Origin of the sequence: Streptomyces sp. BBFR2 (assembly GCF_044497305.1) — a bacterium.
Classification (GTDB): domain Bacteria; phylum Actinomycetota; class Actinomycetes; order Streptomycetales; family Streptomycetaceae; genus Streptomyces.
Genome location: NZ_CP172415.1, coordinates 3,187,650 through 3,214,347, shown reverse-complemented (window position 1 = coordinate 3,214,347; position 26,698 = coordinate 3,187,650). Strand labels below are relative to the sequence as shown.

33 protein-coding genes are annotated in these 26,698 nt (G+C 71.3%); 2 read left to right on the top strand and 31 right to left on the bottom strand.

Annotated elements, in window-relative coordinates:
• Positions 1-6: 6 nt before the first annotated feature.
• Positions 7-543: an NUDIX domain-containing protein gene (locus tag ACGH2B_RS12580; protein WP_399088055.1), complete on the bottom strand. Its 537-nt coding sequence runs from the start codon at positions 541-543 to the stop codon at positions 7-9.
• Positions 540-935: a DUF6415 family natural product biosynthesis protein gene (locus ACGH2B_RS12575; protein ID WP_399088053.1), complete on the bottom strand. Its 396-nt coding sequence runs from the start codon at positions 933-935 to the stop codon at positions 540-542. The genes ACGH2B_RS12580 and ACGH2B_RS12575 overlap by 4 nt, the downstream gene beginning before the upstream one ends.
• 236 nt (positions 936-1,171) lie before the next feature.
• Here ACGH2B_RS12575 and ACGH2B_RS12570 point away from each other — a divergent pair, with 236 nt between their 5' ends.
• On the top strand, positions 1,172-2,437 hold the full coding sequence (locus tag ACGH2B_RS12570) for an XRE family transcriptional regulator (RefSeq protein WP_399088051.1): 1,266 nt from the start codon (positions 1,172-1,174) through the stop codon (positions 2,435-2,437).
• Positions 2,434-3,249, top strand: coding sequence for a class I SAM-dependent methyltransferase (locus ACGH2B_RS12565; RefSeq protein ID WP_399088049.1), 816 nt, complete (start codon positions 2,434-2,436; stop codon positions 3,247-3,249). The genes ACGH2B_RS12570 and ACGH2B_RS12565 overlap by 4 nt, the downstream gene beginning before the upstream one ends.
• 61 nt (positions 3,250-3,310) lie before the next feature.
• On the opposite strand, the gene ACGH2B_RS12560 is transcribed toward ACGH2B_RS12565, so the two are convergent.
• The 29 genes from ACGH2B_RS12560 to ACGH2B_RS12420 form a co-directional block, all read right to left on the bottom strand.
• Positions 3,311-3,652 carry a hypothetical protein gene (locus tag ACGH2B_RS12560; protein WP_399088047.1) on the bottom strand — a complete coding sequence of 114 codons (342 nt, stop codon included), beginning with the start codon at positions 3,650-3,652 and terminating at the stop codon, positions 3,311-3,313.
• The gene (locus ACGH2B_RS12555) at positions 3,649-3,885 is read right to left on the bottom strand and encodes a hypothetical protein (RefSeq protein ID WP_399088045.1); all 237 of its coding nucleotides are present in this window, start codon (positions 3,883-3,885) and stop codon (positions 3,649-3,651) included. The genes ACGH2B_RS12560 and ACGH2B_RS12555 overlap by 4 nt, the downstream gene beginning before the upstream one ends.
• A gap of 11 nt (positions 3,886-3,896) precedes the next feature.
• On the bottom strand, positions 3,897-4,625 hold the full coding sequence (locus ACGH2B_RS12550) for a GH25 family lysozyme (protein ID WP_399088043.1): 729 nt from the start codon (positions 4,623-4,625) through the stop codon (positions 3,897-3,899).
• A 55-nt stretch (positions 4,626-4,680) separates the two neighbouring features.
• Positions 4,681-6,258, bottom strand: coding sequence for a phage tail protein (locus ACGH2B_RS12545; RefSeq protein ID WP_399088042.1), 1,578 nt, complete (start codon positions 6,256-6,258; stop codon positions 4,681-4,683).
• A gap of 45 nt (positions 6,259-6,303) precedes the next feature.
• Entirely contained in the window at positions 6,304-7,047 is a 744-nt protein-coding gene (locus ACGH2B_RS12540) for a hypothetical protein (protein WP_399088040.1), read from the bottom strand.
• The gene (locus tag ACGH2B_RS12535) at positions 7,047-8,150 is read right to left on the bottom strand and encodes a hypothetical protein (RefSeq protein WP_399088038.1); all 1,104 of its coding nucleotides are present in this window, start codon (positions 8,148-8,150) and stop codon (positions 7,047-7,049) included. The genes ACGH2B_RS12540 and ACGH2B_RS12535 overlap by 1 nt, the downstream gene beginning before the upstream one ends.
• Positions 8,151-8,169: 19 nt before the next feature.
• Positions 8,170-9,153, bottom strand: coding sequence for a hypothetical protein (locus tag ACGH2B_RS12530; protein ID WP_399088036.1), 984 nt, complete (start codon positions 9,151-9,153; stop codon positions 8,170-8,172).
• A 13-nt stretch (positions 9,154-9,166) separates the two neighbouring features.
• Complete coding sequence (locus ACGH2B_RS12525) at positions 9,167-10,072, bottom strand: phage distal tail protein (protein ID WP_399088034.1); 906 nt, start codon at positions 10,070-10,072, stop codon at positions 9,167-9,169.
• Between the two features lie 4 nt (positions 10,073-10,076).
• A complete protein-coding gene (locus tag ACGH2B_RS12520) occupies positions 10,077-12,485 on the bottom strand; it encodes a phage tail tape measure protein (RefSeq protein WP_399088032.1) in 2,409 nt (802 codons plus the stop codon).
• Between the two features lie 6 nt (positions 12,486-12,491).
• On the bottom strand, positions 12,492-12,641 hold the full coding sequence (locus ACGH2B_RS12515) for a hypothetical protein (protein ID WP_399088030.1): 150 nt from the start codon (positions 12,639-12,641) through the stop codon (positions 12,492-12,494).
• A 71-nt stretch (positions 12,642-12,712) separates the two neighbouring features.
• On the bottom strand, positions 12,713-13,183 hold the full coding sequence (locus ACGH2B_RS12510; RefSeq protein WP_399088028.1) for a hypothetical protein: 471 nt from the start codon (positions 13,181-13,183) through the stop codon (positions 12,713-12,715).
• Positions 13,180-13,656, bottom strand: a complete 477-nt coding sequence (locus ACGH2B_RS12505) for a phage tail tube protein (protein ID WP_399088026.1) — start codon at positions 13,654-13,656, stop codon at positions 13,180-13,182. The genes ACGH2B_RS12510 and ACGH2B_RS12505 overlap by 4 nt, the downstream gene beginning before the upstream one ends.
• Before the next feature lie 11 nt (positions 13,657-13,667).
• On the bottom strand, positions 13,668-14,090 hold the full coding sequence (locus ACGH2B_RS12500; protein WP_399088024.1) for a minor capsid protein: 423 nt from the start codon (positions 14,088-14,090) through the stop codon (positions 13,668-13,670).
• Positions 14,083-14,439 carry a hypothetical protein gene (locus ACGH2B_RS12495; protein WP_399088022.1) on the bottom strand — a complete coding sequence of 119 codons (357 nt, stop codon included), beginning with the start codon at positions 14,437-14,439 and terminating at the stop codon, positions 14,083-14,085. The genes ACGH2B_RS12500 and ACGH2B_RS12495 overlap by 8 nt, the downstream gene beginning before the upstream one ends.
• Positions 14,436-14,753, bottom strand: a complete 318-nt coding sequence (locus tag ACGH2B_RS12490) for a hypothetical protein (protein WP_399088020.1) — start codon at positions 14,751-14,753, stop codon at positions 14,436-14,438. The genes ACGH2B_RS12495 and ACGH2B_RS12490 overlap by 4 nt, the downstream gene beginning before the upstream one ends.
• Complete coding sequence (locus tag ACGH2B_RS12485) at positions 14,750-15,148, bottom strand: hypothetical protein (RefSeq protein WP_399088018.1); 399 nt, start codon at positions 15,146-15,148, stop codon at positions 14,750-14,752. The genes ACGH2B_RS12490 and ACGH2B_RS12485 overlap by 4 nt, the downstream gene beginning before the upstream one ends.
• Positions 15,149-15,152: 4 nt before the next feature.
• Positions 15,153-15,353, bottom strand: coding sequence for a hypothetical protein (locus ACGH2B_RS12480; RefSeq protein ID WP_399088016.1), 201 nt, complete (start codon positions 15,351-15,353; stop codon positions 15,153-15,155).
• 103 nt (positions 15,354-15,456) lie between these two features.
• Complete coding sequence (locus tag ACGH2B_RS12475) at positions 15,457-16,329, bottom strand: N4-gp56 family major capsid protein (RefSeq protein WP_399088014.1); 873 nt, start codon at positions 16,327-16,329, stop codon at positions 15,457-15,459.
• A 66-nt stretch (positions 16,330-16,395) separates the two neighbouring features.
• Complete coding sequence (locus ACGH2B_RS12470) at positions 16,396-17,094, bottom strand: hypothetical protein (protein ID WP_399088012.1); 699 nt, start codon at positions 17,092-17,094, stop codon at positions 16,396-16,398.
• A 105-nt stretch (positions 17,095-17,199) separates the two neighbouring features.
• Positions 17,200-17,385 carry an Rmf/CrpP fold protein gene (locus ACGH2B_RS12465; protein ID WP_399088010.1) on the bottom strand — a complete coding sequence of 62 codons (186 nt, stop codon included), beginning with the start codon at positions 17,383-17,385 and terminating at the stop codon, positions 17,200-17,202.
• Between the two features lie 12 nt (positions 17,386-17,397).
• Positions 17,398-19,620, bottom strand: coding sequence for a phage minor capsid protein (locus tag ACGH2B_RS12460; RefSeq protein ID WP_399088008.1), 2,223 nt, complete (start codon positions 19,618-19,620; stop codon positions 17,398-17,400).
• Between the two features lie 516 nt (positions 19,621-20,136).
• Positions 20,137-21,612 carry a phage portal protein gene (locus ACGH2B_RS12455; RefSeq protein ID WP_399088006.1) on the bottom strand — a complete coding sequence of 492 codons (1,476 nt, stop codon included), beginning with the start codon at positions 21,610-21,612 and terminating at the stop codon, positions 20,137-20,139.
• A complete protein-coding gene (locus tag ACGH2B_RS12450; protein ID WP_399088004.1) occupies positions 21,599-21,835 on the bottom strand; it encodes a hypothetical protein in 237 nt (78 codons plus the stop codon). Before ACGH2B_RS12450 ends, ACGH2B_RS12455 begins: the two co-directional genes overlap by 14 nt.
• Entirely contained in the window at positions 21,832-23,082 is a 1,251-nt protein-coding gene (locus ACGH2B_RS12445) for a PBSX family phage terminase large subunit (protein ID WP_399088002.1), read from the bottom strand. Before ACGH2B_RS12445 ends, ACGH2B_RS12450 begins: the two co-directional genes overlap by 4 nt.
• A 3-nt stretch (positions 23,083-23,085) precedes the next feature.
• Positions 23,086-23,619: a helix-turn-helix domain-containing protein gene (locus tag ACGH2B_RS12440; RefSeq protein ID WP_399088001.1), complete on the bottom strand. Its 534-nt coding sequence runs from the start codon at positions 23,617-23,619 to the stop codon at positions 23,086-23,088.
• 64 nt (positions 23,620-23,683) lie between these two features.
• On the bottom strand, positions 23,684-24,097 hold the full coding sequence (locus ACGH2B_RS12435; protein ID WP_399087999.1) for a hypothetical protein: 414 nt from the start codon (positions 24,095-24,097) through the stop codon (positions 23,684-23,686).
• A gap of 324 nt (positions 24,098-24,421) precedes the next feature.
• Complete coding sequence (locus ACGH2B_RS12430) at positions 24,422-25,003, bottom strand: helix-turn-helix domain-containing protein (protein WP_399087997.1); 582 nt, start codon at positions 25,001-25,003, stop codon at positions 24,422-24,424.
• 56 nt (positions 25,004-25,059) lie between these two features.
• On the bottom strand, positions 25,060-25,602 hold the full coding sequence (locus tag ACGH2B_RS12425; protein WP_399087995.1) for a hypothetical protein: 543 nt from the start codon (positions 25,600-25,602) through the stop codon (positions 25,060-25,062).
• 137 nt (positions 25,603-25,739) lie between these two features.
• Positions 25,740-26,492, bottom strand: a complete 753-nt coding sequence (locus ACGH2B_RS12420) for a hypothetical protein (protein WP_399087993.1) — start codon at positions 26,490-26,492, stop codon at positions 25,740-25,742.
• Positions 26,493-26,698: the final 206 nt, after the last annotated feature.

The following is a 26,698-nucleotide window of genomic DNA, read 5'->3' as shown; positions in this document are numbered from 1 at the left end:
CTCGGGTCAGAGCGGGACGGCGGCATGGTCACGGATTCGGGTGGCGATGTGATCAGCGATCCGATCGAGGGTGACCCACCGCGCCAGGCCGCTGTCCAGAACGGCGGAGGACACGGAGCTGTTCTGCGTGACGAACAGGTACCGGAAGCCGAAGCGGACCCTTCGGGGGCCGGTGGACACGTCGACGATCACGGGTCCCTCTGCTCCCGGAAGCGCCCATGCCTCCTGCACTCCGCCGTACTCCATCAGCAGGGCGTACGCGGTGTCGCGGAGGCTGAGGTCACCGGGTTCGGGGGCCCCTTCGGCGAACGCCCACCCTCCGGCGATGCTGTTGCGGAGCAGCAGAACGTGGCCGTGCTCGTTGAGCAGCAGTGCGCCGGAGACGATCTCCGGGCACCGCCCGCCGTGCGGGCAGAGCCCCCGCCGGGAGTGGTCGCTCAGGGCGTCGTACAGCGGCCTCAACTTTCCCTCTTCAGAGGGGTGTTTGCGCAGGTAGTTGGTCATCTCGCGGGTGACCGCACTCGCGCTGATCGCGTGCGTCATCGGGTCATCCACTCGCTGAGCAGGTCCGGGGCGGGCTCCGTGTGGTGGAGCAGCGCGAGGCACACGCGTGCCAGTGCCCGCAGATGAATCCACGTACCGAAGGCCCCCGCGCCCGGTCCTTTGGTCAGCGCGTCCCAGTCGCGCAGCGCGACCACGGAGCCTTCGGTGAGGGAGTCGGGTCCCTTCGCGCGGAGGGCCGCGGTGAGGGCTGCGCCATGTTCGGTGAGGTGGGTGACGAGTTCTGCCGCCACCGTGGGGGTGGGCATCTCCCGATGCGATAGGAGCGCCCGCTTACAGGCGGCTTCCAGCTCTTCGCGACTGCTGGTCGTCCGGGAGGTAGCTTGGAGTCGTGACCGCCCCAGAGTGCCCTTCGGCGGGTTGCTGATACCCATCGGGGCTCCCTCGGTCCTCAGATGGTGAGGTTGCCTTCCTCCCTCCGGAGGTGTCATTGGCTGCTCTCCTCGGTGTCCGTTCGGTTCATGCCACTAGGCAACCGCTGTTTCCGGGCGGTGTCGGGAGCCAGCAAGGGGGCCACCAGGGGGGCCAGAATGAGGGCCGGACAGAGCCTCAAGGGAGAGACCGAATGGGGCCAGAGGGCATTGGCGAGCTTCTGACGCGGCTACGCGACATGAGTGGGAAGACTCATCAGCGGATCGCCGACGAAATCAACGACCGTGATGGCCGTGCAACTGTCACCGGCAAGGAGGTAAGCCGCTACCTGCGGGAAAAGCGCATTCCGACGTCGAGGGTGCGCGGCTACCTGGCGGACGTGTTCGGCATTGACCTTGCTGTGCTCGACCGTGCCGCGGCCGTCAGCAGACAGCGGCGAAGGGAATCTGCTCCCGATGTGCGGAGCGTCGAGCAAGAACCGGCGCGGAGTCTGCTCGCGGCTGACGCCGCGGAGGCCGCCGACTTCGCGCGGTTCATCGCGGGGACCAACACCAGTGCAACGGCGCTCGAAGGGCTCCACGCGGATGTGACACGGTTGGCGCGGCACTATGTCAGCCGACCTCTGGCAGAGCTGTACGAAGAGATCGGCACGCTTCGTCGCGCCACCTTCAAACTGTTAGAGGGGCGCCAGCGTCCGGCTGATACCGCTGAGTTGTATCTCCTTGCTGGGCGCCTGTGCGGACTGTCGGCACACATCTGCCTCGATGCCGGTGACTACGACTCCGCGGCAACCCAATCGAGAACGGCCTGGGCATGCGCGGACCTCGTCGGGCACAACGGCCTACGGGCGTGGACCCGAGCTGCCCAGTCCCTTATTGCTTTTTGGAACGGGTCACCACGGCAGGCCGCCGAACTCGCTCGTGCGGGCCAGGAGTACACGGCCCCGGGAAGCATCGGTGCGCGGCTGGCCAGTCTGGAGGCCCGGTCGCTTGCGGTGGCGGGTGACCGTAGCGGTGCCGCTGCGGCCTTGGCGACGGCGCAGCTCCAGCGGGAGAACACCACGGGCGAAGATGAGTTCCCCGGAATCTTCAGCTTTCCGATGGCGAAGCAGTTCACCTATGCAGGGACCACGCATCTGGCCATCGGTGGGCAGCGGCATGTACAGGCGGCGATCACCAGCGCGGAGACCGCCGTGCGCCTGTATCGAAACTCGGAGGATGCGGACCGGTCCGTCGGCGACCTGTTCGCGGCACACCTCGACATAGCCCGAGGCCATATGAAGGCTGGCGATATCGACGGCACAGAGGCCATGATCAGGTTCGTTCTCGACGCCCGGCCGGAAACGCGATCGGCGAGCATCGCACGACGACTCGGTGAACTCAGTAGTGAACTGGGTGCGCCGGAGTTTCGTGACTCGGCTCCGGTCACGCGTCTGCGCGAACGACTCAAGGAGGCCACCATGTCCACGGCACTGCCCGCGAGGGGACAGGAGCAGCAGACATGACCGGTGCACCTGTCGGGCCCGATGCCGTGACAGACCGTGCCCTTCTCACAGGTAGCGCGTACCGCGATGAGAGGGACCTCGTCGCGCGCCAGTCCCTCTACCGGTGGCAGCAACCGAGCTACGATCTGCCGGGCCTGGTGGTTGACCACCTCCGAGACGTCCGGGGCACTGTCGTTGATGTCGGGTGCGGGAACGGCAAGTTCATCAAGCGCCTGAATCTGGACCGTCCAGATCTCTACGTCCTCGGCCTCGACGTGTCGCCCGGCATCCTTGACGGGGTGCCCCGCCCGGTCGCGGTATCGGACGCGGAACAGCTACCGCTGGGCGCCGGCAGTGTTGAGGCAGCTCTGGCTCTCCACATGCTCTACCACGTGAGCGACATTCCGCGTGCGGTGGAGGAGCTTGCCCGCGTCGTGACCGAGACGGGACTCGTGATCGCCTCGACCAACAGCGAGCACGACAAGGCAGAGCTTGACCGCCTGTGGGAGCAGGCCGCGGCCGACGTGCTCGGCATCGATCGTGGTCCCTCGCGTCTCTCGCTCAGCGCCCGGTTCTCCTTGGAGGAGGCGCCCGGATACCTCGGAGCCGCGTTCCGGACGGTCGACGTGGTCGAGCTGCCCGGAGTGATCGCGGTGCCCACGCCCGGCCCGGTGATTGCGCACATGGCTTCCTACCGGGCGTGGGCCGCTCAGCACGACGTTCCGTTCGACGCCACGCTCAGCCGCGCGCAGACGCTCGTTGAACGCCACATCGACCAGCACGGGGCGTTCGAGATCAACGCGCGGGGAGGACTCCTGATCTGCTCGAAGTAGCGTACGGAGAACGCAGAAAGCGCCCCCCGATCCGGCATGGTGCCGGATCGGGGGGCGGTGCTCATCGGGCGGCAAGCTGCCAGACAGAGAGGCCGAGGCCGCACACAGCGGTGAGGGCGGCAAGGGAGGGGAGCGGCCAGCGGCCACGTTCGAGGGCGTCGACCCGGTCCTCGGCCCGCTTCTGCCGCTCGGTCTCGCCTCTCTCGACGGTGTCGAGGCGGGTGTCGTGGTCGTCGAGGCGGCGGCCCTGCTCGGCGAGGTGCTGCTCGGTCTGGTCGTGCCGCTGCACCAGAAGTGCGAGGGCGCCGTCGATGCGGGCGTGCCCTACCTCGATCGTGCGCCGGATGCGTTCGAGTTCGAGGGCGACGGCGGCCGGGTCGCTGGGCGAGGGGCTGGTCGTCACTCTGTGGTGCTCCCGGTGGCGGGCGGGGCGGTGCGCAGCCACGCGGGCATGAGTGCCTGAACGCCGGGCAGGGCCATCACACGGGCGAGGCCACCGGCGACGGCGAGCGCTCCGGCGACCCACGGCAGGGAGGCGGGGACGCCGGAGGCGTCGACGATGGCGGGGAGCATCACGGCGATGCCGAGGGCGGTCTGCACGATGGTGCGGGCGGTGTGCTTGGCGGCGGGGGTCATGGACGGGTTCCTCACTTCACGATCTTGATGGTCTGCCCAACCCGGATCAGGTTCGGGTTCGAGATGCCGTTCGCCTTGGCGAGCTTGGCCACGGTGGTGCCGTACCGGGCTGCGATGCCCGAGAGGGTGTCGCCCGCTCGCACGACGCACGTACCGCTCGGCTTCGGGGTCGGCTTGCTCGGTACCGCCGTGCTACCGGTCGCCCACCTGCGCAGCGCGGCCCGGTCGGCGAACGCGCCGAGGCTGGTGTCGAGGGGCCGGTCGGTGTACTGGTGGAACGTCCACCTGGCCTTGATCCGCGGGGCGCCGGCAGCGACGTAGTCGGCAATCCACAGGGCGTCGCCCGCGTTGCTGGTGGTGTCCCGGGTGGTCCAGTAGCTCTGGTTGCAGTACAGGCCGACACGGTGCGCGGCGCCCCGGAGGCGCTTGACCTCGGCCAGGAACGCGTCCTTCTGCGCGCAGCTCACGCCGGAGTCTTCCCAGTCGGCGAACAGCGGGTCGCCCTCGACGCTCGGGCACTTCTCGACGAAGTATCGGGCCTGGGCCTTCATGTCGCCGGGGCGAAGGAAGTGGTAAAAGCCGACGACCAGGCCGTTCCGGCGGGCGTGGGCGGCCTGGGCGGTCATGCGGGGGTTGATGTACGTCGTGCCTTCAGTGGCCTTGACGAACACGAAGTCAAGGCCCTTAGTGCTGTAGGTGGCCGACTGGTACGACGAGACGTCGATGCCCTTGACGGTCATGGGTGGTGTCTCCAGAGATGTGAAAGCCCGGCCGGTGGCCGGGGCGCGGGGCGGGTCAGATGGTGGCGAGCGCGAGTACGGCGGGGTCGAGGCCGACCTCGCCGGTGGCCTGGTCGACGGTCGCCGGGAGCGAGGTCGCGCCGTCGAGGCACCAGGCGCGCTGGAACGTCGTACCGAGGAAGAAGTTCGCCGGGGCCGACGGAGATTCGTTCTGCACGTGCATGTAGTAAAAGTCCGTGGCGCTCCCGGCGGACAGCAGGAATGCGGCCCAGTACCGGCCCGGCGCCAGGGTCGCCGTGGCTGTGAGCGGGATGGGGACGGCGCCGATGTGGTTGTTCTTGGCGCCGGGGGCGGTGCTGGCTGCCTGTCCGGCGGCGGGGAGGTTGGAGACCTGTGCGGAGGTGGCGATGCGCTTCCCGGTCTCGTCGTAGATGCCCGCGTAGAACCGGGCGGCCGGCACTGCGGCGGAGCCTGCCCAGCCGCGGGCGAAGACCGTGACCGCGTTCGCCGAGGTTGGCTCGGTGATGTTGATCCCGGACAGGTACACGCGCTTGACCACGGCCGCCTTGATGGCGGGGTTGGCTACCGCGGCAGGGTCGACCGACCACGCCTGAAACCCGAGGCTCTGCGGCGTCCAGACGTTGCGGGCGCCACTGGGGGCGGGGAGCTGCGCGGCGGGCACCCGGCCGTCACTGCCGAGGGCGGCAACGCCCCCGGCAGTGCCCCGCGCCGAGGCGGGCAGGGCGCCGACGTCGGCCGCGGCCAGGACCACGGCGCCGGTGCGCGCGTTGACGGACTGCACGGGTACGTCGGCGGGGCGTACGTACCGGGCGTCGGCCGTGGCCTGGTCGAGCGCGCCGACGTCGGCCGCTGTGAGCTGCACGGCGCCGGTCTGCCCGTTGACGGAGTCGACCGCGCCGCCGCCGGTGGACTCCGGGAGCTGGGCTGTGGGCACGTGCCCGGCGGCGTCGAGCTGGGCGACGCCGCCGGGGATGCCGGCCGCGGTGGACGGCAGGGCGTCGACGTCAGCGGCGGTGAGGGTGATCGCGGGGGCTGACTTGCCGTTGACCGACTGCACGAGCCCGTCGGCCCCGGGCGCACCGTCGGTGCCGGGCGGGCCCTCCTCGCCGCGCTCACCCTGCGGGCCCTGTTCGCCGCGGGGGCCGATGAGGGAGGCGAGCCAGTCGGCCGGGGTGCCCTCGAATCCGGCGGCGCGGGCGACTTCGTAGGCGCTCTCGCCCTGTTCGCCGCGGGGCCCTTCGGGGCCGGGTACGGGGATGTAGTTCGGTTTGCTCGGGTCCGTCGGTGCGATATCGGCGAGGTCGACGAGTGGCGCGGCGGCGGGCAACAGGACGTTGTACGTACGGCCGTTGGGGATGCCCGACAGGGCCTCGGCGACGGTGTAGGACCAGCCGACGGGGTCCATGTCGGGGGCGTCGGTGGCGGGCAGGGTCGCCTCGATCTGCCCCTGTGCGTCGAGCTGGGCGACGACGGGGCCGCCAAGGATGACGTCGGCTTCGGGGAATGTGAGCTGCGCCGGGGCGCGGAACGTCACGGCGCCGGACAAGGGTCGCCCGTTGGGGGCGAGGAACCGCCCGGTGACGGTGACGGTGGGAATGGAGTCGGGGAGCATGATCCTCACGATGGTCTGAGGTGATGGGCCGGAGCCGGAGCGGACCTAGTCCGCCTCTTCGCGGCTTGTCGTGTTGGCGCCCCACATCCCTTGGCACCACGCGACCGCGGCGCCGGTGCCAACGGTTCGGCGGGCCTGGATGATCAGACCGGCAGTGTCACCGCGCGAAAGGCCGTGGACGCCGGGGGTGAAGCGCTGAGAGGCGAAGACCTCTTTCCCCTTCGCGGTGATGGCGTCGCCGAGCTGCACCAGAGTGCCGCCGCGGTTGAGCATGAGGCGGGCCTCGGCCGTGGTGCCGGCGGGGGCGTAGAGCGACCACTGAGCGGCGAGCACGGCGTGTTGCGTCCAGATGCTCCCGGCGTGGGTGGTGGTCCAGTCGGAGACGGTGACGGCGGCGCCGGGCGCGAGAGGGATCGGCACCCAGGGGCGGCCGAGATACCCATCGGCGTAGCCGTCATCCATGACGATCGGGTCGGGCCAGCTCCCCCGGGCGAAGGCACGGAACATCTGAGAGGCGGTGCTGTCGTTGCCACCGACCTCCAGCGCGACGCCGGTGCCGTCCTCGCGCGCCATGCTCACGCCGTAGCGGCCGGTGGAGAACGCGCCGACGCCGAGAATCTGCGCGCCGCCGGGGGCCCGGACGTCGAGACTGCCGCCCTCACCGATGGTCACCGCGCCGTGGTTGATCCGGGTCAGCGCCGGGCGGGTCTGCGCGCGCCCGGCCAGTTCGCGTACCTGGCGTTCGAGTGCGCGGATACGGTCGAGCAGGTCGAGGGGAACAGCGGCCATCAGGCGGCCTCCAGGTAGAGCTTGGCGGTTTCGGAGTGGCCGCGTTCGGGCGGGGTGATCGCGAGGCCGACGACGCGGTACCGCTCGTCGAGACCGTCGGGCCACCACAGATCGCGGATGCGGAGTCGGATGGTGGCGCCGAGCAACGCCGGGGAGAGCCCGGAGCGGGCCATGTCGACCGTCAGCTCGGGGATGGTCCGCGGGTGGAGGGCGGCGGCCAGGTCCGCCGAGGCGTGCGCGTCGAGGGTGGGCTGCTGCTCGACGGTGGAGTAATCCGACGAACCATCGAGCCGCGGCCACCCGGCCGCGATCTCCTCGGAGTCGACCAGCAGGCGGGACATGAGCGGGTACGACGTCTCGGCCTGGTTGTCATTGTTCGTCGCGCCCCGGGACTGCCAAGCGTTGGCCTGCACGGTGGCGTCGACGGGCCACGTGTACGCCAGGACGGGGCCGGGGTGGTCGAGCACGATCTCGCTCGTTCCGGTGCGGATCGTCGGGGCGCCGAGCTGCAAACGCTTGACTCTGCGCCCTGATGCCGCGTCGCGGTATGAGGCGATTCGCCACTCGAAACCACCCTGCACTGAAGCAAGTTGGTCGAGCAGGTCGCGGACCTTGGGCAGGTCGTAGCGGCTGTATGTGCGGTCGCGCAGTGTGCCCGACAGCTCCGTGCCGACCGTGATGCCGATGTCTCCGCCGGGAGTGTTCTGCACGTAGTCGAGCAGGCCGCGCGCGAGGTCGAATTGGTCGGTGCCGGTGGCGGTGAGCGTGTCGACCACCATCCGGTGATCGAGGTAGGTATCCCAGGTGCCGGCCTGGATCTGCGCGGAGAGAAACCCGCGCTCGGTGGACTGGATCGACGCCGTCCACAGGACGCCGCCCCACCAGATTTCGCGCCCGCGCTCGACCCATACCGCGGTGCGGCCGGGCACCAGGGCGGCGCGCACCCGCGCGGCGACCGCGGCGTTCGGCAACGGGATGGTCGCCGAGAGGCTTCCGGCCTTGCCGATGTAGTCGTCAATGCTGAGCCCGGAGACGGGCACGGCATCGAGGAGTTGATCGGTGCGCAGGTCGCACAGCAGCACCCGGTAGGCGGGGGCGGCCATGGCTCACCCCCTTGCCAGGTCAGTCGGTGCAGTAGGTGACGCCGTCCAGGGAGATCCACGAGGGCAGGTCGGCCGACTCGTAGATGCGCAGGACGCCGCCGCGGGTGATCTCGGCCCGGGTGACGGAGGGGCCCTTGCTGGTCTGGTCGCGTGGGGCGGCCCATGCGAATTCGGTGCCGGGCCGGATGCCGGCGGGCAAGGTGGCGAGGGTCGCGGCGTTGGGGATCGTGGCGTTCGCCTTGGTGGGGCCGAGGCGTCCGCGGAGCAGGATCAGGGAGCCGAGGCGGCGCCACGCCGGTACGGAGCCGTGCCCGGGGTTGCCGTACCCGGAGGCGAGCGCGAGTGTCTGCCACCCGGAGTCGGCCGGGTACGGCAGCCACGCGGCGGCCGAGGCCGACCAGCGCTCCAGGCCGGTGCCGGTGTCACGGTACTGCCCGTCGTAGGCGCCGGTGAAGGACGGGCCCCAGCCGCGCGGGATGATGCCGCCGTGCGCGGTGGTGTAGTGGCGTCGGTCGGCCAGCGCGGAGCCCCAGGAGATACCGCCGGTGCCGGCCGAGGCGCCCGCCGGGACGGTGATCTCCCACAGCCGGAGCGCGGCGGCCGGGGGCGGCGGCGCCTCGGGGGCGGCCGACGGGGTGCCCTGCACGATCTCGACTGTGGCGGTGGTCTGCTCGCTGGTGTCGTACAGGACGTCGTACACGCGCAGCACGACGGCGTCGATGCGGTCGTACTGGGCGTCACCGTCGGCGAACGTCAGCGTCTCCGGCGAGGTGATCACCACCGGGTAGGCGCCCTGGGCGCCGGTGCCCTGCACGACGGCGCGGCCGGTACCGATCTGCACTTGCATCGGGCCGACGCCGGACGCGGCGAACGGATTCCCTCCGGCGAGGACGCCGCCGCGGGTGGTGAGTTCGGATGTCGGGGCCATGGCGCCGAGCGGCGCGAGGCGGGTGTCTTCGCGGGTCTGCCCCTCGGGCAGCAACCACGCGGCGCGCACGGTCACGGGCGCGGCCTCCTTACCAATAGGCCGAGCGCCAGCGCAGTACGGCGGCGGCGCGCGGGTCGACGGCTCCCGGAGCGGCGCGGAACGCGAACGCCGTCGTGCCGGGACACAGGGTGAATGTCTGCTCCGGCACCGAGCGGGCCGTCGCGGTATACAGGCGGCTCGCGGTGCCGTTGAGCGTGACCGTGCCGGCGGCGGTGTCGACGGTCAGCTCGTCCCCTTCGGTGAGGGCGAGGTCGTACTCGACGGCCGCGCCGGTGGCGAGGTTGGTCAAGCTCGGCAGCTCCACGGGGCCGCGGAACACGACGGTCGGGTGCGTGTCGGCGTCGCCCTCGTTCACTGCGGACAGGCCGCCGGTGGAGCCGGGGGCGCCGAAGTCGAGCGGCCACCGCAGACTCTCGGGGCCGGGGTCGAGGTGCCAGTCGAGGCCGGGTTCGCGCATGGGCAGGCTCGTGGTGAGGCGCTGTTCCGCGACGGAGTAGCGGCGCGGGTCGGATGCCTCGAACTGCACCGCGGCGCCCGTGACGGTGCCGACGCGGTAGCCGACGCCGACGGGCACGGCCCGGCGAAGCACCCGGGCGAACACGAGCAGGGGGCCGCGGTCGTCGAGGTGGATGACGAGGGGCTGCTCGTCGTCGCGGATCGCGGTCGCGCGGTTGAGCGCGGCCAGGGTGGCGCCGAGCTGGTCGCGCGGGGCCCGTATGACGATGTCGTCGAGCGTGATCGTGCGTGGCTGTGCGAGCAGCGCGCCGGGGAACGCCCCGTGCGCGTCTGCCCGCGCGGTCGTGCCGGAGTCGAGGCCGGGGGTTTCCTCCCAGCCGGTCAGGGTCCGCCACCGGTAGGCGGTGCCGGGGCCGAGCAGCAGCTCGTCGCCGAACTGCACGTGCCCGGGGAGGGTGACGCGGTCGCCCGCGGCCATCGGGTCACCCCCTGCCCTTCATCTGCCAGGCCAGCGCGGACGCCGTCTGATCAGCCGTCGAGGCACCGGCGTGCCAGTTCTCGATGTGCAACAGCGGCCCGCCCCCGGCGGCACCGAATCCGCCCCCGACCCCTGCCGTGGCCATGGCAGGCATGCCCGCGGCGGCCGGTGAGGGGATCAGACGACGCATGGTGCGGTCGACGGCGGACTGCCCGCCCTCGATGCCCTTGACCAGACCGGCGGGAATCCACCGGCCGACGTCGCGCGCCATCACGCGCGACGGCGAGTGGATGCCGAGGGCTTTCGCAATCGGGCCCGGGATCAAACGTTTCGCCCAGCCCATGAGCGTAGCTCTCAGCCAGGGGCCCATGGAGGAGATTCCGCGCCACAGGCCGAGCACCAGGTCTCTGCCCTTCCCCAGCAGCAGGTTGCCGAGGCCGGAGAAGAACCCGGCGATCTTCCCGGGAATGCCGCGCAGATACCCGAGCACGGCATTCCAGCCGCGTTCAGCGCCAGACTTGATTGAATCCCAGTGCCGGATCAAAAGGCCGATCAGCGACCACTTGACGAAGAAATTAACGACGGCTGTGCCGATGCTCTTAATCTTGGACCAAAGCCAATCCCAAGCGGCAGCAGCGGCATTCTTAATGCTCGACCAGTGCGACGCGATGATTCCGGGAAGCGACCATTTTACGAACAGGTTGAGAATGAACGCGCCAACAGCCTTGATATTTCCCCAAACCCAATTCCAGGCGGCTGCCGTGGCATTCTTGATCGTGTCCCAGTTGGTGACGATCAACGCCACCAGGGCCACGATTCCCGCGATGATGAGCGGGATCGGTCCCATGGCCAGGGCCCACGCGACGGCCATCCGGGCGCCCTGGGCCATGGACTGCGCACCCATGAGCACCCACGCGGCGACGGTGCGCGCCGCCGTGGCGGTCGCTGCTCCGCCCTGGCTGATCCATCCGGCGAGGATCATCGCGTTCATGGCGACGAACCGCGCCGCGGCTGCGGCGCCTGCCGCGCCCTGCGTCGCCCACCCGGTGACCACCGCGGCGGTGGTCATGCCGGCCTGGACGGAGAGCTGCACCAGGGTGGGCAGCATCAGTACCGTGATGACCGAGGCCACCGCGATGAACGTTGCTTTGTTCCGGCCGACGAACCCGGCCGTCGACGTGAAAGCCGAGCCGACGCTGCCGAGCGCGCTGCCGAGGCTGGTCGCGGCGGGGATGACGTAGGTACCGACGACCTCGACGAAGCCCTGCTGAAGGCTGCGCGTGAACGCGGTGACCTTGGTCGAGGCGTTGTCGCGCATCGTGTCGCCCGCCTTGCGGGCGGCCCCGTCGACCTTGCCGAGCGAGGCAACCGCACTACTCGGGTCGATCGCCATGAGGGCCTTGGACAAGTCCTCACTCTGCGTGCCGAGTAGGCCCTGCGAGATGCGGAATTGCTCGGTCGGGTCCTTCACCGCCCGAAGGCGGTCCATGATCTGGTCAAGGGCCGAGTTCGCCGCCGGGCCGCCCTTGCTGAACGCAGCGGCCATCTGATCCGCATTCAAGCCGAGCTGCTTCAGCGCGTCGGCGCCGGTGCCATCCTTGACACGAATATTCAGTTCCTTGAAAGCATCGGCGACAATATCGGCGTCACGCGCGCCACCAGCTAGACCCTGCTGGATCATGCCCATGGCCTGCTTTCCGCTGACACCCATATCACGGAACTGAGTCGAATATTCATTGAGAACGTCGAGCAAATCCTGAGATTTGTTAGCGCCGTTCTGCGTTCCCTTTACGAGAATGTCGAATGCTTCGCTGGCGTTTTTCGCCATTCCCGTTTTCAGCATCTGCCCGACGGCATTCGCAGTCGGGCCGACGTCCTCGCCCATGATCTGGGCGACCTGCGTCAACCGGCCACCCACGCGGGCAAGTTCCTTCTGCGTGGCGCTGGTGGGGACAAGTCCCTGCTGCCACAGCGCCTTCAGCGCCTCGTTGGCGTCGCCGACGGAATCCGTGTAGCCCTGGCTGTAGAGCTGCCCGGCGACCTTGCCCAAACGTTTCGCCTGGGTGGGATTCGCGCCGAGCTGCGCGGCCAGCAACCCGTTGTCCTTCTGCTGCTGCATGGCCTCGCCGAGCCCGGCCATGACCGCGCCGCCGATCGTGGCGCCGACCGCGGCCCAGCCCAGCGCGCCGAGGCGGGAGCGGAGACGACCTCCTGACCGCTGCGCGCCTTCGTCTGCACCGTCGGCGAGACCGTCGCCGAGCTGCTGCCCGGCCTGCCGGCCGGACCGATCGGCCTCGCTGGTGATGGTCTGCCCGGCCTGCGCGACGCGCTGCTCGGCACGGTTCAGGCCACGGGCGGCCGGACCGTCGTCAACGTCGATCGTCGCGAGGAGTTCTCCGACGTTCAGCGCCATGTCCGGTCACCTCCCGTCGGTGCCGGCCGGTACGCCGGTGATCGCTGCGATTTCGGCCGGGTCCTCGACGGCGCGCGGCGTGCGCTTCCACGCGGCGGCGAACCGGGACTCGGCGGACAGGCCGCCGACAAGGACGAGGAACCGACGGGTAGACAACGCGGCCAACTCAGCCGCGCTCAGGTGGTATTCGCGAGCGAGGTCCGCCTCGACGACGCCCCAGTGCTCGACTACCGCGCGCCAGAACGCGCCGGTGTCGCCTTCTTCCTGGTCGCCGCGCGGCGCTGCGCCCGGTTGGCCGCTGCGGCTTTTCCCGCCTTGGCGGCCTCGCCCTCGTCGTGCAGCTCGGCGGCCCGCTGCATGGACACCGACCCGGGGGTGCGGATGTTGGCGGCCGACCAGATCAGCACAATGCCGAGCTGCCGGTCGGTCATGCCCTTCTCTGCCCACTGGTCGAGGGCGTCGGGCCCGTACAGGGTGCCCAGCATCCGGCGGACGTCGTCGGGGTCCTCGCTGGCCTGCACCCGCTCCATCTGGATGGTGAACAGCAGCGGCATGGAGTCCGGGAGCGTGTACGTACGTCCGTACAGCGTCAGAGTGGCGCGCGGCTTGGCGGTGGCCTGCTCGGCGAAGAACGCGTCGAAATCCGCGGCGGCGCCGTGCTCCTGGCCGTGCTCGTGGTCGAGCGCGTCGTCGCTCACGAGCCACCGCCCCCGGCGACCGGTGCCGTGGTGGGCTTTCCGCACCGGGTGATGGTGGCGCTCCACGACGTCTTGTCGTTGGTCTCGCCGCCCTGCTCGCCCGGCGTGACGGTGGCCTCCCACACGACCCACGCTTGCTGTGACGCGTGCCGCCACCGGACCGCGTTCCGAGAGTCGATGCCGAGGCGGTTCGCCCACACGGTGTCGATGTACGCCTGTCCGGGGTCCTGAGCACCGCTCTTGGGGTCGATGCGGTACTGCCCCTCGATCTCGATCGTGGCGCCGCGCTGCATGACGTCCTGCTCGAAGTACCCCTCGGAGTCGAATGCGGTCGTCTCCGCGGTCTCCTCGTTCTCCCCGGGGTTGTGGGTGAAGGACGTGAGTCCCGCGATGGGCAGCCACGTCTCGGTGGTGGCGTCGGCGTCCTGCACCTCGAACAGCCAGCGGCGGGCGTCGATGGGCCGTACGGCCATGAGGGAACCTCCTAGTCGGGTCGGTGGGTGGTGGGGTTGGCGACGTCGAGGCGGAGGTTCACGACGTGCTCGTGCCGCCCGCGCTCATCGGTGCCGAGCGGGGCGGGGGATTGCTGCGCGACGCAGAGAACAAGCCATGTGCCGTCGGGCAGGGCGATACCGGCGAGGCCGTGCAGGGCGGAGTACAGAGCCTCGGCGCGGCGGCGGGACACCCGCGGGTCGGCGGTGCCGCGCACGCGGACTTGCAGCGACCGTTCGTCGTAGCCGTTGCGGGCGTCCTGCTCGGCGCCGCCGTACAACCACAGTCCAACCGCCTCGTCGGGTCCGGGCGGAAGCGTCTCGGCGAAGGTGTCGCCGCTGATGCCGGCCGGGTCGTAGTCGACCAGTTTGAGGCCGTCGAGGTAGCGGGCGAGGCCGTCGAGGGGATCAGGCACGCAGCGCCCTCCGGACCTGCGCGGCGATGATCGCGGCGATCTGCCCGGCCTCACGGCGGGCGGGATTTTCGAGGTACTTGGCCTTCCGCCCGGGACTGTGCCGGGCGGTCATGTCCTCGTGCACGCGGACGGCGTACGGGGTGTCGTAGGAGACGGCGGCCGTAAGACTCGATTCATCGACGGATGCGGCGCCGGAGCGTTCGAGGGTGCCCTCATCGAGGGGGACCTCGGCGCGCGAGGCGGCGAGCAGGTGCTCGGCGCCCAGCAACAGGCCGCGCACGGCACCCTCGCGGGTCCGGCCGCGGACAGCCGCGCCGTTCCATCGGATGCGGGCGCGCTGGACGGTCATGCGCAGCTCACCTCCGTACAGGCCGGGGCGGGGAGCCCGGGGGCGGTGTGCTCGGCGACGGTGAGGGCGGTCGTGGTGCGGCCGTCGGGCAGGGTGAGGCGGGAGCCGGGTGCGCAGTCCAGTCCCGGGGCCGTGATGACGGTCGCGGTGGCGGTGGTCTGCCGGCCGTCGGCGGCGCGCACCAGGCGGCGGGCGGGGTCGACCAGCGCGCGGACCTCGACGCCGGGCCCGTACTGCGGGCCGTACGCGGAGTCGCCGAGGTAGGGCGCGACGACGACGCGGTGCCGCAGCAGGAACGCCGGAACGCGGTTCACCACGGCCACACGACCCCGGGTTCAAGCCCGGCGCGGCGCAGGGCACGGGCGGCGCGCGGCGCCAGCTCGACCCCGGCCGCGCCCGATGCCGTGCCGGAGCGGCCCGACAGGGACACGGGGCCGATGCTGACGGAGTCCCAGTGCCCGGCCGCGCCGGTGCCGTCGTCGCCGGTGGCGAGCTGGTACTCGACCTGGGCACAGGTCGCGTCGGCGAGGGCCGCGCGCACCCGCGCGTCGAGCGGGTCGCCGTCGCCGTCCACCGCGTAGACGGCGGTCAGCAGAGCCGAGTCGATGTCTTCCGTGGCACGGGCGAGCAGTCGCTCGGCGTCGTCGGGGGCCGCCGCCCCGGTCCACGCCGCGAGCTGTTCGGGGGTGGCGTAGGTACGGGCGGCCACCGGCTCACTCCTTCTTGTACGGGAGGGCGCGGCGCGACTTGGCCGGGGCCGTCGTCTCCTCGACGCGGAATCCGAGCCGCTGGAAGAGCAGGCGCACGCCGATCGCCAGCTTGTCGACCTGGGCACGTCCGTCCTCGAATGCGATACCGGCCACGCGCCCGCTCTGCCGCCGGTCGGGGGCGGTGATCACGTACGGCACGGTCACGCCCCCTTCGCGGTGCGGGAACGCGAACGCCCCGCGGGCTTGACCGGCGGGGCGTCGGGTTCGGTGCGGTGCGTCTGAGGTGCGGGGTGGTAGCGGCGCAGCATCACTCCGCACCGCCCCCGCTCGATGCCGGGGTGAGGGTGCCGACGCACACGCCGCGGTCGTCCAGGCGCTTGACGGCGTAGTGCACGTTCGTGGTGATCACCGTCGTGCGCTTGAGAATGTCGCGGTCCGTCTCCACCACCGGGCGGCGCTTGTAGAGCAGGCCGAGGGCGCTCTGCTTCAGCAGCAGAAAAGTGCCGGCAGTGACCCGGTCGGTGATGATCACGGGCATACCCGCGACGGCCCCGACCTGCCCCGTGGTGACCGGCGTCGAGGCGCCGAGACTGGCGGCGTTGATGAACTGGTCATCGGTGAAAATCTGGGCCATCTGCGCCGAGTTGATGAACAGCCCGGCGAACTGGTCCGGCTCGAACTCGTCGCCGAACGTCGCCAGCGCGGGAACGATGGCGTCGCGCCATGTGAACCCGGCCCCGGCCTCGGTGGCGAACGTGTACGGCTTGCCGCCGCCCTGGCTGGTCTCATCGGCCTGCGCCTGCTTGATGAGGTCAGCGTCGACCTTGCGGGCGGCGAGGATGCCGAACTGCCGCTGCGCCTCGCCGCGGGGGTCGCCGAGCGCGGTGAGCATGGCCTTGTCGGTGATCTCGACGGCCTTACCCACCTCGCGGATGGTGGCCGAGCTGCTGCTCTGCCCCATCACGGCGGTGCCCATGGGCACCGCCTCGGTCAGCTCGTCGAGGTCGCCGAGGGCACCCCACTTGGGAAAGTTGATCGTGTCGCCCGGCTGCCCGGCGAGGGTGTCGTCGGACTTCACGGCGGACGACCCGGCGACGCGGACGGCGCCGCGGAACGTGGCCTGCGCCATGTCCGCCCACACTTCGGGAACGATCAGATTCGATGCCTTGGTCTCAGCCATGGCGGGTGCTCCTTGTCTCCGGCACGTGGCCGGGCGGTTGGGGATGCCCGGCGTCGGGCGCCGGGATCAGGAACCGGCGGACAGGCGCCGATAGGTCTCGGGGTCGGACTGGAACAGCTCCGCACGCCGGGCGTAGTCCATGGCGGCGAACTGCGCGGCCGTGACCCCCTCGGACGGGGGCCCGGAGAACTCCGCGCCCGCTCGGGACGGCCCGGGGGCCCGCTGCGCGGCAAGCTTCGGATTGGCCGCGACCGCGGCCTCGACGGCGGCGCGCACGGCGACGGTGTCCGTCGGATCGATGTCGGCGACGGCGGCGGCGAACGCCCGGGAGTCGAGCAGGGCGTCGGGGTCGCCGCCGGCATCCCGCGCGGTGCGGAACACCGCCAGCTCGACGGCCGTCTGCCGCGCCTTGTTCTGCTCGGCGGTGAGCTGCTGCGTAAGCGCGGCCGGGTCCGGCGGCGCGTCGTCCTGGACCAGGCCGAGCGCCCGCCCGATCTGCTGCGCCAGCTCGGCGCGCGCCTCGTCGGCGGCGGCCTGCTTCGCGGTCACGCGGGACTTACCCGCATCCCGGCGGGCCGCGGCGAGCTGCTGCTCTAGACGCGCGATCGTCGCCGACGGGTCCTCGTCCTGCCCGGCGCCGGACGGCGGCGCCGGGGGCGCGGCAGGTGCCTGCTGGCCGGTGTCGGCCGGGCCCTGCCCGACCTCACCCGCCGGGGCGCCCTGCTCGCCGGTGCTCGTGCTGGTGGTGCTGGTGGTGTCGCTCACGGTGTGTGCACTCCTGGTGCATCGGGCCCGCTCCTGGCGGGCGTGTGGGCATACGGAAAGGGCCCGCCGGTGGCGGGCCCTGGGAAAGGCGGGAGCGGTCGGCGCCTACTCGGCGGCGTGCTCCTGGTCGTGCTGCTCGTCGGCGAGCCGCGCCGTCTTGGCGTAGCCGCGGACCCACGCCGACCGGCGCAGGTCTCCGGACGGGTACGGGCAGGCGGTCACCGGATCACCGGACCGGCCGGCATCGGCGCCCGCGTTCAAGGCGCGGACGAGATCACCCCTGGTGCCCATCGTTGCCCCCTCTCACAGTCGGTTCTGCCGGTCGCCGCGGGCGCGCCGCGCGGTCTCCGCCGCGGTGTCTCGCACGCCCGTGATCTGCTCCGTGTACTCCGCGAGCGTAGTCCGCGGGTGGGTCTCCCACCACCGAATCAGATCTTCGGACGCGCGGGCGTAGGCGACGTGCGCGGGGCCCGTGAACAGGCTCCGTGGGTCGACGCCGTCGGCCTCGGCCCTCCGGTTGAGCAGGTGCCCGCGCAGCGCGTCTTCAGCCTCCAGCCACTGCGCCGCGATGTGCTCGCGGTACAGCTCCCGAACCTGCTCGCGGGTGTACGCGGTCCGCTGCGCCTCGGCGGCGAACTCGCGCTCGGCGAGCCACCGTTCCGCCGCGGTCATGTCCGCGTACGTGTCGTCGAGGGCCAGGTGCGCCCAGCCGTCCGGGTCCGGGACGGGGGCAAGGGCGTCGTCGACAGCGGCCCGGTCGGCGAGTTGCCCAGCGACGGTGTGCGCGCCGTGCGCCGCGGGCGGCGGGGCGGGCGGGTACCGGCGGTCGAACTCGTCGGCGATCCGCTCGGCGCTGCGCGGGTCCGCGTACTGCACGGCCCAGCCGAGGACATCGTCACCGAGGCCGGAGAGGTCCGCGGCGAGGTGACCGCCGGGGAAGACGCGCGCGAGCAGGTCGCGGCGGTCCGCCTCGGCGGCGAGCGCGGCCAGCTCGGCGGGGTCGGCGCGACGGGCGCGCGCGGCGAGGGCCCGGTCGGACAGGCCGACCAGATCCCGGCGGGCACCGGGCATGCCGGCCGCCACGTCGCGGCGGTCCATCTCCGCAGCCACCCGCAACACGTCGGAATCATCCAAGTGCGGGAGCGCTCGGCCGAGTTCGTCGTCGCCGAAGGCGGTCAGATCCTCGGCCAGGCGCCCACCCGGGCGAAGGCGGTCGAGCAGGTCGCGTTCGTCGCGGCGGTCGGCCTCGGCCTCGATCCGGCCGCGGTCGAGGTCGTCGAGGTACCCGGAGCCGTGCGCGGCGGCGAGCTGGTCGTCGTCCATCTCCGACAACGTGTGCCGGTCGCCGGAGCGCACCCGGGCCGCGTCGACGGCCGACGGCGGCGGGGCCCCGGCGGTCGAGGGGAGGTTCCCGGCGCTGGGCAGCTCCCGGTGCCGCTTGCGGATCAACTCAGGGTGTTCGGCAAGGTGTTCGCGCTGGCGCTTCTGCCACGCGCGGACCTTCGCCTCCGCCGCCCGTTTCGCCTCGGGCGTGACCGCGGCGGCCTTCCGGTTCTTCCACTTCCGAATGCCGCGCTCGATGGCGCGCTGCTTCTGCGTCGCCTCGTAGCCGTCGGGGTCGGTGGAGTGCTCGACCGGCGCCCGCGTCACGCCTGGGAGGTAGGCCGACAGGGAGTGCCGGCAGTTCGGATGCTGGAACCCGGCGCGGCGTGCCTCGTCGAGGGAGGCGGCCACGTGCACGCGCACGATGCGGCCGTCCTCGGTGGCGTGCTCGACCTCGACGCTGCGGGCGCCGTCCGGCCCGTCGAGCGCCAGCACTTTGCCCTCGTACGGGCGGCAGACGGGGCACTCGTGCGGTGCGTTGGAGACGATCACCAGGGGCACCCCGGCGGCGCGCAGCCGGTCGCCGTGCGCCTCGACCGCGGCCCGCCCAACAGCCGTCCGTACTGCCATCTCGGCGTACGACGTCATCGACCATGAACGGCCGGACCGGTCCACGAACGTCCGCAACCCGCGATCAGCAAACCGCTGCATGGCGGCCTGCGTCGCCTGACGACGAGTGTCGACGCCGAGCAAAGGCGTAGCGGCAACCTCACTGACGACCTGGCGGTAGCCGTCCTCGACGCCGCGGAGGATGCCGCGGTGCGTCGCCTCGATCCGGGTCCGCGCCTCCTCGGCGAGCCGGTCGACGGCGCGGGCGTTCGGCGTGGTCTCCGCGATCCGGCGCGCATCGTCGTCGTGCAGCGCGCCCAGCTCGACCAGACCTGCGCGTGACCCTCGGCTGTAGGCGTCGGCGACGGCCTCGAACACGTCGAGGAACATCGCTTTGCCGAGTTCATCGACGACGGACTGCGCGGCCCGGCGCATCGCCTGGACATCGGCGAGCTTGGCCTGTATCCACCCGGGCGCCTCCAGACCGGCGGCGAGCTGCCGAGCGACGATACCCAACAGTCGTGCCTCGGCGTCCGCGTAGCGGTCCCGAACGCTTGCCGACAGGTCCTCGACCATTCCGGGGTGGATGGACACAGCCCCCCCATAAAAATGTAATGCATGTCACGGCGTACCCCAGGGGGCTCGCATCGAATGTGACAACACTCCGGCACCTTTGATTGGAAGGGCTATCCCCGCGAACTGACCTACCCTTCGCAGGTGTTGGTCAGTCCAATTTAACTAATACTCTCACGTTTTTGGCTTTCTTCCTTCATTTCGAAGGTGCACCTCTGTCAGTATGGGGGCTCGGAGTGCGCGCACGTCTCCCCTGCCGAAGAATGTCCCCAACTTCTCTATTTTGGAGCCAGGTTGAGAGCCAGTGAGAACGCCAGCGGCGACGTGCGCCGTCGTGGAGATGTGATCTTGCGGATGCCGCCTCCCTCGATCCGGTGGAGTGCGATCGGCGGTGGCGGCATTGTGGTGGCTATTGCCACTGGCCACGTCCAACAGCCCAATGCCATCTGGGCGTTGGTGACTCTTGGAGTCGTAGGTCAGTGCTGCGACGCGGCCGTCGCATGGGCCCGTGCGCGCAGAGAAGGAACCCTGTAGTCACTACGGCAGGAGCCCGGCCTGCATGGGATCTGGAACGGCGGCGCCGGTTTCGGCGAGGATGCGCTCGACCTCGGCCCGCACGGCGCCGTCGTCCCAGTCCGGGTGAAGGGCGCGCACCTTGGTGTCGGTGCTGACGGCTTGTGCCTGCTGGAGCAGGGACAGGGTTTGCGCGACGGCCTGCGGGTCCTCGCTGACGGAGTCGCCGAACGTGATCGTGGGGCGCTCCGGCGTCAGTCCGGGGGTGTAGAGGCTCTGGTCGAGGCGGAGCATGACGAGCAGCATGTCGGCCAGCGCCGGGGCCCAGTAGCGCGACTTCTTGTCGCGGGTGATCATGCTCCGGCGTTCGCGGGCGGTGACTTCGGTCGCGGTAGTGGCGGTCGAGTCGCCGAGGCCGAAGGACTGTGCGCTGTATCCGGCGAGTTGCACGGCCTGCCGCATGATCGCGTCGGTGGTCTGCTGATGCTCGGTGACCCGGATCGCGAACTGCGACAGCGTGATCCCAGCGGCCGGGCCGTCTGTCGGCGGGATGTTGAGGGCCTGCCAGATCTCCCGGTCGTCGTCGAACGAGGCGCCGCGGCCGGGGCCGTGGTCGCGTAGGTAGCCGTCGGGCACGATCAGCCGGGCGCGGGCGAGGCGGATGTCGCGCAGCCAACTCGACCACGTCTCGTCGAGCGCGTCGAACAGGTCGTGCGCCGACTGGTAGTCGGACCGGCCGAACGGCGAACCTCGATGCCGGCGGTTCGGGCGGATGTTGGGGACGTAGGCGGCGGTGAGCTGGTCGAGGCCGGTCTCGATGCTGTCGCCCTCGGCGCCGAGGGAGTCGGCGAGCGGTGCCGTGTCCGGGTGCTCGGTGAGCGGTACGCGGGTGCCGAGGGTGTCGGCGGTGCCCTCGTAGAGGCCGTGCAGAACGCGGCCCACCTCGTGCCGCTCCAGGTGGCGCCATACGGCGTTGGCGTCGCTCGGCAACTCGCGCCAGAACGTCACGGCGGAGAGCTGTCCCCACCGGAATTCGGGGGCCGCGGCGTCTGCGTGTACGGCGGTCAGCAGCGGGCGCGGGGCCAGGGCTGTATCCCAGGTGACACGTAGGAACACCCCGCCCAGCGCGGCGCCGACTTCCGCCGCCTCCAGCAGTGTGTTCGCAACCCCGCCCGCGTCGGTGATCTCGTCGAGTCGGGCCTGCGTCGCCGGGTCGCCGACGGTGAACGTCGGCGGTTCGGAGAACAACAGATCCGCGCTCGTGGTCGCGATATCGGCGGGCAACGGGATGTGCAGCCGGGTGTCATGCCGGCCGGGCTGGGGGTGACGGTGCCGCGCCCACAGTCGACGGCGGCCGTCGTGCCGCTGCTCCTGGTGCCGGTAGACGTCTGCGAGGCGGGTCCGGTCGCCGGAGTACCACGCATCGTCGGCGCGCATCTCGCGGTACAGGCTGCCGAACGCGGGCGGCGGCCAGGGGGCGCCGTTGTCAGGAAGAGGCATCGGCGCCCACCTCTCCGTACGGGATGCGCACTGTGGCGGTCAGCGGTTCGCCGCCGTGCGCCACGACGCGGCCCTCGCGATCGCGAAGGAACAGCTCGGCCCGCACGCCATCGGTGGCGTGCAGGGTCACCTCGTACACCAGCGAGACGGGGATGCCGAGGGCGCGCGCGGCGGCCTGCTTCTGCTCGTTGGTGATGACGGCGGGGATTGCGGTCGGGCTCATGTAGCGGCCTCCTCGGGGGGTGGGGCGGGGATGAGGTGGCGCCACTCGTGCGCGGTGGAGTGGACGGCGTACCGCAGCGCGTCGACGCTGTGATCGTCGCGTTTGATGGGGCGGTCTTCGCCGCGGTCGGATGCGGCGGGGTCCCATGCGTAGCCGGGTAGTTCGGCGAGCAGTCCCTCGCATGAGGAGTGGATGCGGAGCAGGCCGGAGTCGAGGGCCGTCGAGACGCTGCGGATGCCGTCGAGGACGTCGTTCCGGGCCCGTGCGATGCCGGAGTGCCCGTCTGTCCACAACTGTGTGGAAAAGCTGGCGGCGCTCGGGTCGACGAACGTCCAGGCCGGTTCTACGCCCCGCTCGCTCAGCCAGCGGCGTATGGCGGTGCTGTACTGCGCGTCGGTCATCTGGCGGCGGGTGGTGCGGGAGTCGTGGCGCCACTCGGCGACGGCGTACAGCCGCATGTCGTCGCCAAGGCCGAGCAGAACCGCGGACGTGGCGTTGGTGGTGCCGTAGTCGATCCCGAGCCAGTGCCGGCCGATCGTGGGCAGTTCGTCGACGACGTGCTGCTGCTCGTCCCACATGTCGAACACGGCACCTTCGGCGACGCACCACGCGCCGTCGATCATGCGGCGTTTCCACAGGCCCACATATTCGGCGGCGAGGGATGCGACGTACGCGCGCGACAGACTCGGGTTGTCATCGAGGCGAAAGTGCCACGAGCGCAGGTCGAGTTCGTGCTCGCGGTCGAGGTACCCCGTCTTCAGCCAGTGGCGGGGGCCGTCCGGGTTGGTGGTGGCCAGCAGGCGAGCCCCGGGCACGGACAGGCGGGCGAGGAGCTGTGCCCAGAATCCTTCGGGGAGCAGTGTCGCCTCGTCGACGTACGCCAGGCAGGCGGTAAGGCCGCGCAGGCGTCCCTCGGCGCGGGCGTCGGCCGCGCCGATCAGGTGGACGGTGCGGCCGAGGATGACGGCGGTGGTGGCGCCGCGGGTGTGCCGCACCTGCCGGGCGACGGGCCCGAACAGCGCCTCATCTGCGAGGGGTTCGAGGCAGTTGCGTTCGATGGTCTGGAGCGAGCGGCCACAGATCACGATCAGGCCGGACGGCGGCGCTTCGGCGATGGACAGGACGAACGCGAGCAGGCTTGCGACGGTCTTCCCGGAGCGAACCGCGCCGTGCCAGAGGCAGATACGAGCCGTTGCCTGCGCGATGGACCGGAGCTGTTTCCGCGACAGGGGAAGGGAGTCGAGCACGGCTCACCCCCCGGTGTCGGTCCCCTCGCCCGCGTCGGGCTGGTCGTCGTCGACGAACGCGGCGCGCAGGCCGCGGGCGAGGTCGGTGAGCATCGAGCGGACCTCGCCCGCTCCGGTGCCGGCGTCGATCTCCGCAAGCCGCGCAGCGCTCGACAGGTACGAGCCGATGGCCTGTGAATGGTGGCGCTCATCCTGGGCGGGCGGTTCGGCGGAGATGACGCGGGCGGTGCGGCCGGACGGAAGAAGTTCGGCGCGCACGTATTCGGGGGCCTCGATGCGGTCGAGGTTGGCGGACGCGCGGGCGTAGAGGCGGGCGACGAGCTGTCGGCGCTGCTCGGCGAGGTCGAGCTGCCGCGCGGCGGTGGCCGGGGCGACGCGGGCGCCGCCCTCGAACCGCAGTCCCTTATCCCGCGCGATCTTGGACACGGTCGAGCTGCTGCGCCCGATGGCGCGGGCGATCTGGTTCCGGGACTGTCCGGCGGCGTGGAGGCGGCGAACCTGCTCGCGGTCCTCGTCGGAGATGGGCGCGGCGGCCATCGGCTCACCTCCAGGGCATGCGAACGGCCCGGCACCGTACGGAGCCGGGCCGTCGAGGAACGGCTCAGGCGGTCTTGCAGAACGTCGCCAGCGCGGTGTTGATCTGCTTCGCCTCGGCGGCGCTCACCTCGTGCGAGCCAGTGCCGAACCGCTGCTGCGCCGACCACTCGACCTTCGGAGCCTTGCCGTTGATGGCGCTGCACTGGTTGCGGCTGTTGTCGATGGCCTTGTCCTCGTCCGCGACCAGAGCCGGGTTGATGCGGCGCAGTGCGCCGAGGAGGTCGGTGCGCGCCTGCCCGGTCGGCTTCGGCGGGATGCCGGCCGAGTGCCGAGCGGCGGCGGTAGGGCTGGGAGCGACGGTGGCCGCGGACGTCGGTGACGGCGCGGACTTTTTCGGCGAGGCGTCGTCGTTGCCGCATGCGGTGAGCGACGTGAGAGCGGCGACGGCGACAAGGGCGGCGGTGGTGCGGTTCTTCACGGGTGTGGTCCCCCCACGGTGAGTGTGCGATGCGTGAAGGTGACGTGCATGCCGTGTGAATGGTTGTACGGCGGCTCAAGGGGACACCCCGCCAACCGGGGGGGAGGGTTGGCGGGGCGTGGGCCTGATTCCGGGCACGCCGGAGGCGCCGCCCATTAGATCACGAACTGATAACGGTCGCAATGTCGCGGTACGCCTCGACGGGAGGACACTCTCCGGACGACCACGGGCGTGGTCGGTAGGGTTGTGCTCAGCCGCGGCGGGGGTTGCTCCCGCGGTGGTCAGGCCCGTCCGGCGGTGCAGTCGCCGAGGCGGGCCGCTTCGTTACTTGGCGCGCTGGGCGCGCAGGATGCGGTACACGTACGACTCGCTGACGCCGAGGTCGGCCGCGATCTGGGCGGGCTTCACCCCGGTGCCTTCGTCGTAGCTCTCGACGACCAGTCGAGGTGTCACTGCCGCGGCGGCCTCAGCGGCGAGACGCAGCGCGCGGAGATCCGGCAGGGACAGGTCGAGCGCAAGACGGTCGAGAAGTTGGGCGCGCCCGTCCTCGTCGTCCTCGGTTGCATCCCACTGGTCGGCGATGGAGGTCGGGTATTCGAGCGGGTCGCGGTCCTCGTCGGGGTCGCCACCGGCCGCGATGATTTCGGCGCGGCGCTCCTCCTCGAACTCGTTCATGATGGCGAGCATCTGCTCGGTCGCGCGCTGCATGGGTGACTTCCGGGAGGGTTCCTGTCGTGCCGCGGCACGGCGGTTGTGCTCGGCGAGCGTGGGATTGTCGGCGGGCAGGAGGCCGTCCGCGGCGAGCGTGCCCTCGACGGCGGCCTGCTGCTCCTCCAAGGACGTCGGCTGCTTGCTCGGGTCGCGGCGCTGATACTGCGCGCCCTTCTCGTCGTGGTCGTGAGTCATGCTCGGTCTCCCATCGGGTCGGGCCCGCCCCGCGGGTGCGGGGCGGGCGGTGGCGGTCAGTTGAATAGGGCGCCCTGCTCGGTGTCGGCCGGGCCGAGGTCGAACAGCACCTCGTCGGCCGGGGCCGGGGTTCCGGCGATCCAGCCGCCGCGCCACGTCCTGTCAGTGGCCTGTTCGGCGGCGGTCGGCTCGCTGATGACGTGGCGATCGGCGAGGGTCGCGGTGCGCAGTCCGTCGAGCGCGGTTCGGGCGTCGGCGACGTCCGGGTGCGCTAGGTCGCGCGGGGCGCACCCCTCGACGGCGTGCTGCTCAGCGGCCAGCGAAGGGCGGGCCGCCTCGGCGCGCTTCATCCACAGGCGGGCCGCGTCGCGCTCCGAGCGGCTGCACTCGTCAGCGGTGAGCAGCGTCTCGGCGTACTCGGAGATGACGTCGAGGATGGCGAGGGTGGGGACGATGATCTGCGTCCGGCCGCGGCCGGAGCGAGAGTGGTGGAGAGCAAGGCGGGTGGCCTTGCTGGCGGGGTCGTGGTCGTCGTCGCCGGTGGCGAGGTTGGTGTCGGCAAGGAAGTCGGCGAGTGCGCCGGGAATCGTGATCTCCATGGGGGTTGCTCCCGTGGTTGTCGGGCGCCGGGTGCAGTCCGGCGTTACGCTTCACTGTACTACGTTCTGAACACAGTTCACAACTGGGTCGAAGGTAGGGCCCGGAACTGCTCCGGGCCCTGTCCTACGATGTCGGGTCACGCGGCAACCGGCGGTGCCTCCTCGTGCTGCTCGACGACGTCGAGCGCGGCCACCAGGGCAGGCAGGGCGTGCCACTCCCACACCCGGCGTCCCGCGGGGGTGCGCGGGACGGGGGCGGTGCACCTCGGTCCGGTCGAGCAGGTCACGCTCGGCGCCTCGTCCGGCCCCGTGTGCAGCAGCAGCTCGCCGCGGCACCACGGGCACGGGCGGTCGGGCACGGGGGTGGTGCGCTGGTCGAGGCCGAGGGTGCGCAGCAGGCGCGCGGCGGCCTGCTCGGCGACGCGGTGCGCCTCGTGCAGCAGGTGTTCGGGAAGGGGCGTGAACGGTGCCTCGATGCCCTGCTCGGTGTCCTCGTCGAGCACCCGCCCCTCGACGTACAAGGCGGCCCAGTGCAGGCCGTACGCGCGGCTGCCTGGGTCGGTGGGGCTGCGGTAGGTCCAGCGTCGCGGGTCGTCGAGGGCGGCGCGCTGGACGGCGGCGGCGAGGGTGTCGGCGAGGTCGAACACGGCACGCTCGATGGCGAGGCCGGTGTCGAGGGCGTCGAGGTTGAGCGGGGCCGGGTGCTGGCGCAGAACGAGCGGTGCCCGGTCGGTGACGTCGAGCGGGTCGTCGGGGCGCAGGGTGTGGGTGAGCTGCCGCGGGGGCCACACATCGGCCGGCGGGGTCTCGATGGCGAGCAGCAGCTCGGCCCAGTGCTGGCGGATGGTGGCGAGGTGGGCAGCGGCCTGGTGGGCGAGCGGGTGCGGCACGGCGGGGCTCCTCGGCGGGCGGCCGGGGCGCGTTGGTGCGCCCCGGCGCGGTCACGGGGTGGGGTGGCGGTGGATCGGGTGGGACGGGCGCAGTGAGCAGCGGCGGCACCGCCGGTAGGGGCGGGTGGTCCACGATGGGACGACGCGCACCGGGTCGGCCGGGTGCGGGCGCTCCTGCTCGGCGTCGCACCCAGGGCACGAGTCGC

Bases quoted from the DNA above. Each gene is read 5' to 3' on its own strand.
- ACGH2B_RS12580 (WP_399088055.1), bottom strand. From the start codon at position 543: ATGACGCACGCGATCAGCGCGAGTGCGGTCACCCGCGAGATGACCAAC.
- ACGH2B_RS12575 (WP_399088053.1), bottom strand. From the start codon at position 935: ATGGGTATCAGCAACCCGCCGAAGGGCACTCTGGGGCGGTCACGACTC.
- ACGH2B_RS12570 (WP_399088051.1), top strand. From the start codon at position 1,172: ATGAGTGGGAAGACTCATCAGCGGATCGCCGACGAAATCAACGACCGT.
- ACGH2B_RS12565 (WP_399088049.1), top strand. From the start codon at position 2,434: ATGACCGGTGCACCTGTCGGGCCCGATGCCGTGACAGACCGTGCCCTT.
- ACGH2B_RS12555 (WP_399088045.1), bottom strand. From the start codon at position 3,885: ATGACCCCCGCCGCCAAGCACACCGCCCGCACCATCGTGCAGACCGCC.
- ACGH2B_RS12550 (WP_399088043.1), bottom strand. From the start codon at position 4,625: ATGACCGTCAAGGGCATCGACGTCTCGTCGTACCAGTCGGCCACCTAC.
- ACGH2B_RS12545 (WP_399088042.1), bottom strand. From the start codon at position 6,258: ATGCTCCCCGACTCCATTCCCACCGTCACCGTCACCGGGCGGTTCCTC.
- ACGH2B_RS12540 (WP_399088040.1), bottom strand. From the start codon at position 7,047: ATGGCCGCTGTTCCCCTCGACCTGCTCGACCGTATCCGCGCACTCGAA.
- ACGH2B_RS12535 (WP_399088038.1), bottom strand. From the start codon at position 8,150: ATGGCCGCCCCCGCCTACCGGGTGCTGCTGTGCGACCTGCGCACCGAT.
- ACGH2B_RS12525 (WP_399088034.1), bottom strand. From the start codon at position 10,072: ATGGCCGCGGGCGACCGCGTCACCCTCCCCGGGCACGTGCAGTTCGGC.
- ACGH2B_RS12520 (WP_399088032.1), bottom strand. From the start codon at position 12,485: ATGGCGCTGAACGTCGGAGAACTCCTCGCGACGATCGACGTTGACGAC.
- ACGH2B_RS12505 (WP_399088026.1), bottom strand. From the start codon at position 13,656: ATGGCCGTACGGCCCATCGACGCCCGCCGCTGGCTGTTCGAGGTGCAG.
- ACGH2B_RS12495 (WP_399088022.1), bottom strand. From the start codon at position 14,439: ATGACCGTCCAGCGCGCCCGCATCCGATGGAACGGCGCGGCTGTCCGC.
- ACGH2B_RS12475 (WP_399088014.1), bottom strand. From the start codon at position 16,329: ATGGCTGAGACCAAGGCATCGAATCTGATCGTTCCCGAAGTGTGGGCG.
- ACGH2B_RS12465 (WP_399088010.1), bottom strand. From the start codon at position 17,385: ATGGGCACCAGGGGTGATCTCGTCCGCGCCTTGAACGCGGGCGCCGAT.
- ACGH2B_RS12455 (WP_399088006.1), bottom strand. From the start codon at position 21,612: ATGCCTCTTCCTGACAACGGCGCCCCCTGGCCGCCGCCCGCGTTCGGC.
- ACGH2B_RS12450 (WP_399088004.1), bottom strand. From the start codon at position 21,835: ATGAGCCCGACCGCAATCCCCGCCGTCATCACCAACGAGCAGAAGCAG.
- ACGH2B_RS12440 (WP_399088001.1), bottom strand. From the start codon at position 23,619: ATGGCCGCCGCGCCCATCTCCGACGAGGACCGCGAGCAGGTTCGCCGC.
- ACGH2B_RS12430 (WP_399087997.1), bottom strand. From the start codon at position 25,003: ATGACTCACGACCACGACGAGAAGGGCGCGCAGTATCAGCGCCGCGAC.
- ACGH2B_RS12425 (WP_399087995.1), bottom strand. From the start codon at position 25,602: ATGGAGATCACGATTCCCGGCGCACTCGCCGACTTCCTTGCCGACACC.